The following is a 15,032-nucleotide window of genomic DNA, read 5'->3' as shown; positions in this document are numbered from 1 at the left end:
TGTTAACATTTTACCCCATGAGATTTGTTACATGCATTACCGTATTTAGACGAAAAATCGATTTAATTTTTAATGGAGTAAACCCGGTCTTATTAATTTAAGACCATAGCCGATCATTTTTAAATGGTGATAAACCTATGTTGGACAACACTGACCCAGTGTTGTAATAGCGTGTTTGTGCCCATACTATCCTGATCATAATTTCTTTTTCCAACTATTATAATGCCCCCTTTTGATATGTCCCAAAACAACAATATTATGAACAAGACTTTGCTGACTCCCTATCAATACACTTTCTATTATGAATGGATGATTGATCCGTTACGTAGTGACTACAACGTTGTATGGGATCAGGAACTGACAGGAACATTGTCCGTTGACAGATTGAACAGAAGCGCCATTAGATTCATAAATGATCAATTGCTTATTCATAGTAATGTAGTGGTTGAATCAGAAAAAGTATATTGGGTGGAAAGAGCACCATTGCCCAAAACAGCAACGGTGGTAACATATTTTCCGGATGGAATGGCGGAAGAAGACCTGCTGAAGCTGGTTTCACGTCCTTTTGATCTGGCAGAAGATCTGCTGATCAGATTTCATGTGTTGAAGACAGGTAAAAAACGTTATCGTTTTATACTGATACTCCCACACATGGTGATCGACGGTTCCAGTATCGATGGATTCATCGAAGAATTCAGCCGCTATTACAACGATCGTTATTATAAAACTCCCGTGCGGGTACCGGAACAAGTAATCAGGTACCAGCAATTATCAGATAGCCTGCATACCCTGCTGGAGAAAGAGAAACCTGCGATGCAGGCTTTCTGGGAAAATCGCCTGAAAGAGGTCGTCCTGCCCGATCTTGGATTTTTACGTACAGCGGCTACCCCCACGCCGATGCTGGATTTTGTAGGAGAAGACAGATGGGTGCTGGAGGAAAGCACCGTCGCAAAATTACAGCAGCTGGTAAAAGATTACCGGCTCACCGCTTTTAATTTCGGGCAACTCGTATATGCGATCCTGTTACACCGTATCACCAATGAACCGGCCATCGGTATCAGCTATATTACCGCCATCAGGGAAGGAGCTGCATTTATGTTTGGCGGCCATGTGAACTCCCTGATTAATGTACACCACTTCGATGAAAACACAACGGTAAGGCACTTACTGGATCATTTACAAACATTCCTCGATGAATTGAATGACGCCAAAGGAAAGTACCTGCCCACCAGCGATATTATCCGCCATGCTACAGATACCAGCATCCTGAGTATGGTGTTTGCACAAACCAATCTGAAAGATAAGACGTTCGAATTCTCCGGTATTACCGAAGTAAAAGTAAATACCGGCTTAAACGTAGACCTCTCCGTACAGTTGCTGTTTGAACAGGAGACACGGGAAGGTAAACTGAATTACCGGGTGCGGTACGATAAACGCCTGTTCGATGTAACGCTCATCCGGAATTTTGCGGCCACTTTCCGCTATCTCTTTGAACAGTTGCTGGAAGACCTCGTACAGGGAGATACGCACAAAAACATCGCTACGTATGCTTTGTTGGAATCCGCTACCTACAACCGTTTGGTACATGAATGGAATCAGACCGTCCACCCATACCCGGCAGATAAAACCATCCACCAGTTGGTGGAAGAACAAGCAGCAGCCCGGCCCAACCAACCGGCCATCGTATCCGGTGAGCATACACTCACCTATGGTGCGCTGAATGCCAAAGCGAACCAGCTGGCCGCTTATCTGCGGGAAGTGCACGGCATCCAACCCGATGACCTGGTAACCCTGTGCCTGGATCGTTCCGAATACATGCCGCTGGCGATGCTCGCCATCATGAAGGCAGGTGGCGCTTATGTGCCAATGGATCCTGGTTATCCTGCGGAAAGGATCGCACATATCCTGGCCGATACCCGCACGAAAGTAATCCTGACCAATACAGCCCACCTATCCATGCTGCAGGCACTGGATATGCCGGCGGATATCATTGCCATTGATACACCCGCATTATGGGAAGAAACACTATCGGGATATGCGGCGGTAAACCCTATTCCTGCAGCTACGGCCAGCCATCTCGCTTATGTCATCTACACCAGCGGTACTACCGGTACACCTAAGGGCGTAATGGTAGCACATCAGGGTGTCATCAACCTGATTACAACACTGATAGCGGCACACCGGCTGGAAGAACACACCCACATCGGCTGTTATTCCAACTACGTATTTGACGCCTTCGTATACGAAACCTTCCCGGCATTGAGCAACGGGAATACGCTGTTCCTGTACAGCGACGCGCTGCGGACATCACCGGATGCATTACGCACTTATATTGATCAGCAGAATATTAAAGTAACTTTCATCCCGTCGGCCTTATTGCGCGACTTCCTGTCGGCGCCCAATAACCTGGCATTGATATATACCGGTGGGGAACAGCTGCCGGACCTGAAAGGCCTGACCTATCAGTGTGAACTGCTCAATGAATACGGTCCTACAGAAGCAACGGTATGTACCACCATCCATCCTTATCAGATAGGAGATAATCCGGCCAACATCGGCCGGGCTATCGGCAACATGCGTACTTATGTATTGGATAAGGCCCTGCAACCGGTACCGGTAGGAGCCACCGGAGAACTGTATATCGGCGGCGACGGCGTAGCCCGTGGTTACCTCAACCAACCAGCATTAACCGAAGAACGTTTTATTGCAGATCCTTTCGGCGGACAAAGCCGCTTATATAAAACCGGTGACCTGGTAAGATATTTACCGGATGGTAACCTGGAATATATGGGCCGTACGGACTTCCAGGTAAAAATCCGCGGTTACCGTATCGAACTGGGCGAGATAGAAAACCGCCTGGCCACGTATCCTGGTATCCGGCAAACTGCTGTAGTGGTGAAAACATTCGCCGGTGGCAATAAATACCTGGCCGCCTATTATGTATCCAATGAAGTGTTGCAGGAACAAACCTTACAGGATTATCTCGGTCATTATCTGCCGGAATACATGATACCTGCGGTGTTTATACATTTATCCCAGTTGCCGCTGACCCTCAGCGGAAAGCTGGACCGGCGCGCGTTACCGGAACCACTGCTCACAGATACCCGTAAATACCACGGCCCGGAAAATGATACAGAAGAAGAACTGTGCCGCGTATTCGGAGAAATACTGGGCCTTGAGGCCGGCAGTATCAGTATTCATGACGACTTTTACCGGTTGGGTGGTAACAGTATTCTGGCCATCCGCCTGATGAACCGGCTGAATACTTTACCGGATACCAGTATCAGCGTATCCGACATTCTGGCTACGAGAACCATCCGTAAACTGGCCGACCGTTTATTAAGCGGCGTACACGAGGAAATACAAATCACAGCGCAGGTAGTCAGTGAGCCAACGGCACAACTGCTCTCTTTTGCACAGGAGCGGTTGTGGTTTATCGAAAATTATGAAGGCGGCAGCAAAGCCTATAATATCCCCGTGGTATTGCAACTGCAGCCGAATGTACAGCGGGAAAGTCTGTTGCTCGCCTTGCGGGCAGTAGTACACCGGCATGAGGTATTGAGAAGCCGTATCCTGACCAGTGCTGCGGGCAAAAGTTATCAGCAGGTGATCGATGATCAGGCCAATCCTTTACCGGTAGCCACATACGATTGTTATACCCGCACGGAATTACAGGCAGCGTTATCCCTGTCGGCCAATCATGTGTTCCGGCTGGAAGAAGGGTATCCCCTGCAGGCAGGTTTTTATACCTTGCATACGGGCACGGATACACGGGAAGAATACCTGAGTGTGGTATTACACCACATCGCTTTTGATGGTTGGTCTACCGATATCCTGTTGCGGGAACTGCGCAACTATTATTACTATTATCAGGCATTGCAGGTGAACGATACCCGGGAAGCCGGTAAATATACCCTGCCTGCATTGCCGTTGCAATACAAAGACCTTGCCCTGTGGCAGCGTAACTACTTGACCGGCGCGGTGCTGAACCGCCAGCTGGATTACTGGAAAGACCGGCTGTCTGGTTATGAAACGTTGCATCTGCCAACAGATAAACCCCGGCCGGTACAACTGAATTATGAAGGGGCGGATATCGCCTTCTCCCTGGATAAAGCCACCAGCGATGACCTGCGGGCAGTTTCCCGGGAACTGGAAGTAAGTATGTACAGCCTGTTGCTGAGTGGTTACTACTTGTTGCTGAGCAGTTACAGCAACCAGCAGGATATCGTATTGGGTAGCCCGGTATCCAACCGGCATTACCGGCAGGTAGGAGAGCTGATCGGCTTCTTCGTAAACACCCTGGCGCTGCGCGAAACCATTCATCCGGAGCAGCCACTGACAGCCTTTATCCGGCAGGTGGGTGCTGCGGTCATCGCCGCCCAGCTGCACCAGGATTTACCATTTGAAAAACTGGTGGATGAACTGAAAGTAGAACCGGATACCTCCCGTCATTCTATATTCCAGGTGTTGTTTAATATGGAACATTTTGGAGTAGCCGAATCAGACAACGAGTTGTTCACCGCACATAGCGGCGGCGATATTCATTATGGCGTGGCGAAATTCGATTTGTCTGCCTTGCTGAATGATGGCGGCGAAGAAATTACCGGGGTATTTAACTATGCTACCAGTTTGTTCGATGCCGCTACGATAGAAAGGTTTATTGCTACCTATAAAGCGATATTGCGCCAGCTGGCGGCCCTCCGCCATCAAACGCTGCAGGCGTTGCCGGTGAAGGCATTACACTACCTGGATGAAGCGCAGCATACGGCAGTAGTGTATGACTGGAATAATACCACACAAGTATTCCCGACAGGTAAAACCATTCACCAGCTGTTTGAAGAACAGGTGGCAGCTACACCCGACCAGGTGGCGCTGGTATATGAAGATACCCGGCTCACCTACGCGGAACTGAATACCCGTGCAGGGCAGCTGGCAGCTTATCTGCGGCATACCTACGATATCCGGCGTGAAGACCTCGTAGGGCTTTGCCTGGACCGTTCTGAGCATATGCTCATCGCTATATTGGCAGTACTGAAAACCGGTGCTGCCTATGTGCCTGTGGACCCGGGTTATCCGAAAGACAGGGTGGCGTATATCCTGTCTGATACGGGTACTAAAGTCGTATTGACCAACACGATCCATGCAGAAAAACTGGAGGCTTTAGCCACTGGTTTACCGTTGATGGTGGAAAAAATAGACGAACCGGCTTTCGCTAAATTAGTATCCGGCTATCCGGTTACCAACGGTATCGCTGCCGATCCAACACAGCTGGCCTATGTGATTTACACCAGTGGTACTACCGGACAGCCGAAAGGGGTGATGGTGGAACATCACAGTGTGTTGAATACCATTTATGGTATCCGCGAAGCGTATGATTTCCGGGAAACCAGCCGTATCATGGCGTATACCGCCTATGTGTTTGATGTATCGGTGTCGGAATTTTTCATTGGCCTGTTATATGGCAATGAATTACACCTGCTGAGTGAAAGCCTGAGAACAGATGCAGATGGTATCAGCCAGTATCTCCTGACTAACGGGATTGAATATATGTACCTGCCACCGGTAATGCTGTCGGTATTACCGCGGGTAGCTTATCCTGCCCTGAAGGCCATCATATATGCCGGTGAGCCTTGTGCCCATGAAACAGGAAAGTACTGGTCGCAGCAAAAACGGCTGTATAACTATTACGGCCCTACGGAAACCAGTATCTATGCCACAGGTAAACAGATCCATCAGGGAGATACCCACCTGATTGGCCGTCCGGTGGCCAATACCACCGCCTATGTGCTGGATGCCTATCTGCGCCCGGTACCGGTAGGCGCTGTGGGAGAGTTGTACCTCGGCGGCGCCGGGATAGCACGTGGCTACCTGAACCAACCGGAGCTAACCAGCGAACGTTTTATTGCAGATCCTTTCAGCGGGGAAGGCCGGTTGTATAAAACCGGTGACCTCGTGAAATATATGCCGGATGGCAACATTGAATTTATTGGCCGTAGCGACTTCCAGGTGAAGGTGCGCGGCTACCGTATTGAATTGGGTGAAATTGAAAGTCGCCTGACCGGCCACCCCGCTGTGAAACAGGCGGTAGTGCTGGTGAAAGAACAAGCCGGCGGCAACAAGTATCTCGCCGGTTATTACGTAGCTGATGAAGCGCTGGACCAGCAGGCATTGCAGGCATACCTGGCAGATTACCTGCCGGATTATATGATTCCTGCTGCACTGGTGCACCTGTATCAGCTGCCGTTGACGATTAATGGTAAGCTGGATCGCTTTGCACTGCCTGATCCGCAGTTCAGTGATAAAGGAAGCTACCGTGCCCCGCAAAATGAAACAGAAGCATTGATGTGCGAAATATATGCACAGGTGCTGGGACTGGCAGCAGATAAAATTGGTATGGAGGATGATTTCTTCCGCCTGGGAGGAGATAGTATCGTGAGTATTCAGCTGGTAAGCCGTTTGCGGCAGCAGGCAGGTATTCAGGTGAGTGTGAAGGAAATATTCCGCTATCGGACCATTGCAGCATTGTATACCCATGTTATTGCGGTGGCAGATAAAACAGCCGTAACACTGGCAACAGAACAAGGCATTCTTTCCGGCGAAGCGGGCTTATTGCCGATACAGTCCTGGTTCTTTGAAAATAAAGACAGTGGCTTGTTACCGGCTTATCACCATTGGAACCAATCGTTCCTGATCCAGGTACCGGCACTCGATAAAGTGCGGCTGGAAAAAGCAGTAGTATGGCTGCTGAACTACCATGATAGCTTGCGTTTACGGTATCGTACAGATGGTACACAATACTACAGTGGTGAAGTAACGACGGCGGATATACGTTATCTGGATATCCGCACCTTGCCGCGGCCGGAAGCATTAGAGGAAGTATTAACGGAGTGGCAGAGCGGTTTTGATATCTATGGAGAGAAACTTTATCAGATCGGTTATCTGGATGGTTATGCAGATGGCCGGGCACGGATATTTATTGCGGCGCATCACCTGTTGATAGATGGGGTGTCCTGGCGTATTTTAAGTGCGGATCTGGAACGTATCTACCAGCAGCTGGAGGCTACCGCAGCAGTGGATGTGGTAGCAGTGCTGGGCGAAAAGGGCAGCAGCTACCGGCAATGGGTATCCGCGATGGCGGCCTACCCGCAGGAAGCAGCGGAGAAAGCTTATTGGGAGGAACGTATGGCGGCTGTTGCCGACGTGAATGCCACTTTACATACATTGCGTATACCTGAACAATACCATGCTGCCTTATCGCTGAATGAACAACTGACAGACCAGCTGTTGAGAAGCACCAGTCAGGTGTATAATACACAGATCAATGATATCTTGTTAAGTGCTTTAGGGGTAGCATTGTCACGGGTAACCGGGCAGGAAAAACACCACGTATTACTGGAAGGTCATGGCCGTGAGGCATTGGCTGCCAATATAGATATTAACCATACCACAGGTTGGTTTACCACCATGTATCCTGTGGAAATAGTGAGCAGTGGCCGTGATTACGGCGAACAGCTGGTAGCAGCGAAAGAAATGCTGCGGCAGGTACCGGCTAACGGTATCGGCTATGGGCCGTTGTTTGGTTATGCCGTAGCGGCGTTGCCACAGATCAGCTTCAACTACCTGGGTCAGTTCGATACACAGGAATCGCAGGAAGCACAGCGTTGGACGATCAGTGGTGAGAACAGTGGTGTAATGATCAGTACTGCCAATAAAGATCCTTACCTGATTAACATCAACGGACTGGTGATAGATGGCCGCTTGCGGTTTAACCTGATGGGGTATATCGCAACAGAAAAACTGACGGCATTGGCCACACAATACCAGCAGGTACTGGAAGAAATGATCAGCTACCTGGTGGGTATCTCCCGTAATTATTTAACGGTAAGTGATGTAGATCATATTATTACTGCCGCATGGTTATCGGAGCTGCAGGCCACTACACCGGTGAAAGCTGTTTACCTGGCAGGAAGCTTACAGGAAGGTTTCATTTACCATGCCCTGAACCAGGGAGCGGTAGATGATGCCTATCGGGTACAGATCCGCTGGGAGTATAATAATGCACTGGAGGTATCGTTACTGCAAACTGCGTGGACATATGCACAGCAACGTTACAGCGCCCTGCGGCTGCGTTTTGGATGGGCGGAAGAACTGATACAGATTATCGATGAAACAGGCCGGCTGGACTGGCACTATGCAGATGTGAGTGATCGTGAACCGGCAGACCAGGAAGCTTATCTGACTACCTTGTCAGAGACAGACCGTTCCATGGTTTTTGACCTGTCCCGTGGTAGTCTTTTCCGGGTATATATCGTGAAACGCAGCGAAAAGGCCTATACCTGCTTTTTCAGTAATCACCATGCCATCCTCGATGGCTGGAGTATGCCATTGTTACTGAACTATGTACATGACGCATATACGCAATTGCTGCAAGGTAAGCCGGTGGTCGTACGGGAAGACCGTAGTTATGCGCTGGCGCAGCAATACCTGCAGGTACACCGGAAAGATAATGCTGCTTACTGGCAGACTTATCTCAGCCGGCTGGAAGAACCGGAAGACCTGAGTTTCCTGTTACAACCAGGACAACAACATATTGACTTAGCTGCTTACCGGCACATTTTATTGCCGGCAGAGAAAAAAATAACGATTACCGGCGCGCAATATGACGCTTTAAAACACTTGTGTGCGGCGCATGGCTTTACGCTGAATGCGCTGTTGCAATATTGCTGGCACCGGCAACTGAGTTTGTTTGGTAACAGCAAGACAACGATTGTGGGGATGACCGTCTCCGGCCGTAACCTGCCGGTAGATGATATCGAACAGGGAGTAGGCTTGTTTATCAACACCCTGCCGGTCATCCTGGAACATGGGAACGGTACAGTAGTAGCGGCCATCCGGGAGTTACAATCCCATATTACAGAAATCAACAGCCGCAGTGATATTCATTTGGGTAGTTTACAAACCGGCGCAGGACGTTTGTTCAACAGCTTGTTTGTATTCGAAAACTATCCGGTTCCTGCAGGTAGTAACGGAGAAGAGGGCATCATTTCCCTGCAGTTCAATGGAGGTGTAGAGAAGCTCGATTATCCGCTGGGTGTGGTGGCATATGAGCGGGGAGAAGCCGTGCATGTGGCCATAAAATATGCCGGTGAATTATTCAGCGAAAGCATGATATCCGGGTTACTGGATGGCGTGGAATTGTTATTGTCGCAACTGCTGGCCGATCCGGCTATTGGCGTACAGGCCTTGTCGCATTTGTCTGCAGCACAGTACCAGGAAATTGTATATGACTGGAATAACACAGCGCGGCCTTACCCGGCTGATAAGACGATCCAGCAACTGTTTGAAGAGCAGGTAGCAGCCACGCCGGACCAGATTGCCCTGGTGTATGACGATATGCGACTGACCTACCGCGAACTGAATGAACGCGCCAATCAGCTGGCCGCTTACCTGCGCAATACGTGGCAGGTGCAGCCGGATGACCTGATCGCGTTATACCTCGATCGCTCAGAACATATGCTGATAGCCATATTGGGCGTGCTGAAATCCGGTGGCGCCTATGTGCCGGTTGATATCGCACACCCGGACGACCGGATCAGTTATATGCTGGCTGATACGAAAGCACGGCTGGTATTAACCAACGGGATATACCAGGATAAACTGGAAAAAATTACTGCCGGTACGGCAACAGCTGTGGAACTGATCGATAGTGCCGCCTTTATAGCAACGCTGCAGGCAGCGCCGGCAGTCAATCCGGTGCTGATCAATGGCGCTGATCATCTGGCGTATGTGATATACACCAGCGGTACTACCGGGATGCCTAAAGGCGTAATGATCATGCATAAAGGCGTGAACAGATTGGTAAGGGATATCGATTACATCACCATAACGCCGGAAGATAAAGTACTGGGCTTTTCCAACTATGCATTTGATGCATCCGTATTCGATTGCTTCAGCGCACTGCTGAATGGGGCTACTCTTGTACTGGGTACCAAAGAAATATCCCTGGATGTGCAGCAGATGGAAGCGGTGATGGCAGCACATCAGGTAACCATCTTATTCGTTACCACTGCTTTGTTCAACCGCTTTGTGGATGAAGGGTTGCGTACATTGGATAGCTTAAAATATTTATTGACAGGTGGAGAACAGATGTCGTATGAACATGCGACGCGATTCCTGGACAGAAAGCCTGCCACGAAGTTCCTGAACGTTTATGGCCCGACAGAAGGCACCGTATTTACGAGTGGCTATCTGTGTGAAGATGCCCGTCTCGTGACTTCCGGGGTGATCCCGATTGGCCGGCCGATTAACAATACAGAAATCTATATACTGGATAACGAATGGCGACCAGTGCCGGTAGGCGCTGTGGGAGAACTGTACGTAGGTGGCGCCGGGGTAGCACGGGGTTACCTGAACCAGCCCGCGCTTACCCGCGAACGTTTTGTGGACAATCCTTTCCGGCCGCAGGGTAGCCGCCTTTACAAAACGGGCGACCTGGTGAAATATTTACCGGATGGCAATATCGAATATATCAGTCGTACGGACTTCCAGGTGAAAATCCGTGGTTACCGTATTGAGCTGGGTGAAATAGAACACCGTATCGCCGCCTATCCGGGTATTAAACAGGCAGCCGTGTTAGTGAAAGAGCAGGGAGGGGGAGATAAATACCTGGCAGGCTATTATGTAGCAGCAGAAAAAGTAGACGAAGCATTACTATTACAGGAGCTACGGGATTATTTACCGGAGTACATGGTGCCGGCAGCATTGATACATTTATATGAACTGCCACTGACCATCAATGGTAAGCTGGATCGCCGCGCTTTACCGGAGCCGCAGCTAACGGATGCAGATCAGTACCAGGCGCCGGAAAATGCGACAGAGGAAAAACTATGTGCGGTATTCGGAGAAGTACTGGGATTGGACGCCGCGAAAATCAGTGTAAACGATGACTTCTTCCGGTTGGGTGGTAACAGTATTCTGGCGATTCGCCTCATCAACAAGCTGAACACGGTACTGGATACGAGGATGGGTGTAGCCATGATTTTTACCGGCAGAACCATCCGCAACCTGGCAGCTAGTCTGGAACGTGGTATCACGGATACAACGAAGATATCACGTCAATGGATAAACGATCCGACAGAACAATTGTTATCCTTCGCACAGGAGCGGTTATGGTTCCTGGAAAATTATGAAGGGGGCAGCAATGCCTATAATATCCCGGTGGTATTGCAGTTACAGCCGGAAGTGCAGGCAGACAGCCTGATACAGGCGTTGCATGCAGTGATACACCGGCATGAAGTATTAAGGAGTCATATCCATATCAGTAAAGCAGGTAAGGGCTATCAGGAAGTAATAGATGATCAGGTATATCCGCTGGAGATTCCACGGCAGGCGTATGCTACAAGAGAAGCGCTGGATGCTGCATTGCTCCGGTTAGCAGATGATGTATTCCGGCTGGATAAAGATTATCCGATCCGGGCAGGCTTGCATACACTTGCTGCCACCGGCGAGCAATACCTGGGTATTGTATTGCACCACATCGCATTTGATGGCTGGTCTACCGATCTGTTGTTGCGGGAGTTACAGCAGTATTATTATCATTATGAAGCCTTACGTACAGGCGATGCGGAAACAGCCGCCCGGTATGTATTGGCGCCGTTGCCGTTGCAATACCGCGATTTTGCTCTTTGGCAGCGTGGTTACCTGCATGGCATCGTGTTGGACAGACAGCTGTCTTACTGGAAAAGTAAGTTATCAGGTTTTGAAGTGCTGCATTTACCAGCCGATAAACCCAGACCGGTACGCGTTAATTATGAAGGCGCGAATGTGGCCTTTACCATCGACCGTGCTACCAGTGAAGACCTGCGTGCAGTGTCCCGCGAATTGGAAGTAAGTATGTTCAGCTTATTGCTGAGTGGTTACTATCTGTTGCTGGGCAGTTACAGCAATCAGCGCAACATTGTGCTGGGTAGCCCGGTATCGAACCGGCATTACCGCGAAATTGCCGAAGTGATTGGTTTCTTTGTCAATACCTTACCATTAAGAGAAGAGATTGATACGGAACAATCCGTAGCCGCCTTTATCCGCCAGGTAAGCGCCTCCGTGATAGATGCACAGATGCACCAGGATCTTCCGTTTGAGAAGCTGGTGGAAGAACTGGGTGTAGATCCGGATGTATCGCGTCATCCGGTATTCCAGGTCATGTTCAGTGTGCAGCATTTCGGTGAAGAGGATCATACCGGAGAACTATTTACCTTATCCCGGAACAACGACTACTACAGCATTGCGAAATATGATCTCTCTACTACCCTGGATGATTCCAAAGAAGAAATCAGCGGGGTATTTAACTATGCGGTAAGCTTGTTTGAAGCGGATACGATCGCAAGATATATTGTTACGTATCAGGAAATACTACGACAGCTGGCAGCGCTTAAAAATAAAGACCAGCAGCGTGTACAGGTGAAGGCACTGCGTTATCTCAGTCCTGCCCAGCATACAGAAATTGTATATGAATGGAATAATACAGCGGTGGCTTATCCGGCAGACAAAACCATTCAGCAGTTGTTTGAAGCCCAGGCAGCGGCTACACCGGATCAAATTGCCGTGGTGTATGAATCCGTACAACTGACTTACGGTGAACTCAATACCCGCGCCAATCAGCTTGCTGCTTACCTGCGCAGTACCCATCATATACAGCCGGATGAACTCATCGGATTGTACCTGGACCGTTCCGAATACATGATGATCGCCATTCTGGGCGTGTTGAAATCCGGCGGCGCCTATGTACCGATTGATACCGCCTATCCGGACGACAGGATCAGTTATATCCTGGCCGATACCGGTACCCGTGTTGTGCTGACCAATGAAGTATATGAAACGAAACTACAACACATCACTGCCGATACCACGCTGACTACTGTTCACATCGACAGTGAAGATTTTGCCGCTGCGCAACATCGGTATGCTCCGGAAAATCCGGATCAGATCAATGGTGCGGATCACCTGGCATATGTGATGTATACCAGTGGTACTACGGGTATGCCAAAAGGTGTAATGGTGGCACATAAGAGTGTGAACCGCCTCGTGAAGAATGTAGACTATGTGCGTTTTGAACCCGCAGATAAAGTGCTGGCTATTGCCAACTACGCTTTTGACGGATCGGTGTTTGATATCTTCGGCGCCCTGCTGAACGGCGCCACCCTGGTGATTGCCGGCAAAGAAGTATTCCTGGATACCAGGAACCTGGAAGCGGTGATATTACAGCACCAGATCAGCATCTGCTTTATCACCACCTCTTTATTCCACAGGCTGGTAGATGAAGAGCTGGCCTGCCTGCATGAACTGAAATACATTGTGGCAGGAGGAGAACAGATTTCCTATGCACACGTAGACCGCTTACTGGAAAATAACAGCCAGGTGAAACTGGTTAACGGTTACGGACCTACGGAGAGCACCACTTTTGCCACTACTTATTTATGTAATGATTACCGGGATATTTCTTCCGGTATTATTCCCATTGGCCGGCCTATCGGCAATACCGAAGTATATGTACTGGACAGTGAACTACGTCCGGTACCGGTAGGAGCAGCCGGTGAACTGTACATCGGTGGCGACGGGGTGGCCCGTGGCTACCTGAATCATCCGGAATTAACCCGCGACCGTTTCATTGAAAATCCATTCCGTCATCAGGAACATACAAACGGTAATGGAAATAAAAATGGTAACGGTAACGTACATACGAACGGATATAGTCGGTTATATAAAACCGGCGATCTGGTAAGATACCTGAGAGATGGTAACATCGAATACCTGGGCCGTACGGACTTCCAGGTGAAAATACGGGGTTACCGTATCGAACTGGGAGAAATAGAACACCGGATGGCCGCTTATCCTGGTGTGAAACAAACCGCTGTACTGGTGAAAGAACAAGCGGGTGGTAATCAGTACCTGGCAGGCTATTATGTGGCGGAAGAAAAACTGGATGAAGCAGCCTTGCTGAACTACCTGCGGATCTATCTGCCGGAATACATGCTGCCGGCTGTATTGGTGCACCTGTTTACCTTACCGCTGACGATCAATGGTAAGCTGGATCGGCGCGCATTGCCGGAACCACAGCTGACAGACCTGGATCAATACCAGGCGCCGGAAAATCCGACAGAAGAAAAACTGTGCCGTATATTCGGAGAAGTGCTGGGATTGGATGCAGAGCAGATCAGTGTACATAATGATTTCTTCCGCCTGGGTGGTAACAGTATCCTGGCTATCCGCCTCATCAACCGCCTGAATACGGTATTGGGTACCCATATCAGTGTAGCTGCCATATTTGTGGCAAGAACCATCCGCAAACTGGCGGAACAACTGTTGGAAGACAACCAGGATAGCATTAAAATGGCGATACCGGTGGTGACAGATCCGACGGAACAATTGTTGTCATTTGCACAGGAACGGTTATGGTTTATTGAAAATTATGAAGGCGGCAGCCATGCCTACAACATACCGATTGTATTGAAACTGCAGCCCGGCGTACATGCCGACAGTCTGCTGCAGGCCTTGCAGGCTATTGTACACCGGCATGAAGTGTTACGCAGTCATATCAGCACCAATGATGCCGGGAAAGGTTACCAGGTGGTGATAGATGATCAGTTGCATCTGTTGCCTGTCATCAGAGAAACATACCGGAACGAAAGCGACTTACAGGCCGGCCTGGCGGAGATGGCCAATCATGTGTTTAAACTGGATGCGGAATATCCGGTGCTGGCAGGATTGTTTAGTCTGCAAACGGCGCCGCATACACGTGAATATGTACTGAGCATTGTATTGCACCACATTGCTTTTGATGGCTGGTCTACCGATATCCTGTTACGGGAGCTGCTGCATAACTACACCTATTATGAGGCGCTGCGGGCGAATGATAAAGTCACCGCAGACAAACATATTTTACCAGCCTTGCCGCTGCAATACCGCGAGTTCGCCCTGTGGCAACGTAGCTATCTGCAGGGAGCCGTATTGGAAAAACAGGTGTCTTACTGGAAGGA

At 49.5% G+C, this 15,032-nt stretch carries 1 protein-coding gene (only partly in view); it reads left to right on the top strand.

What is annotated here, in order from left to right:
* Window positions 1-258: 258 nt before the first annotated feature.
* Window positions 259-15,032, top strand: the 5' portion of a protein-coding gene (locus OL444_RS23130; protein ID WP_264729468.1) for a non-ribosomal peptide synthase/polyketide synthase. Its footprint extends 76,426 nt past the window's final position; 14,774 of the gene's 91,200 nt are visible here — the first part of the coding sequence; its start codon is at window positions 259-261; the stop codon falls past the right edge of the window.

The organism is Chitinophaga nivalis, assembly GCF_025989125.1.
GTDB lineage: Bacteria > Bacteroidota > Bacteroidia > Chitinophagales > Chitinophagaceae > Chitinophaga > Chitinophaga nivalis.
Note: the sequence above shows the minus strand (reverse complement) of the source record. Positions and strands in the feature narration are given on the sequence as shown.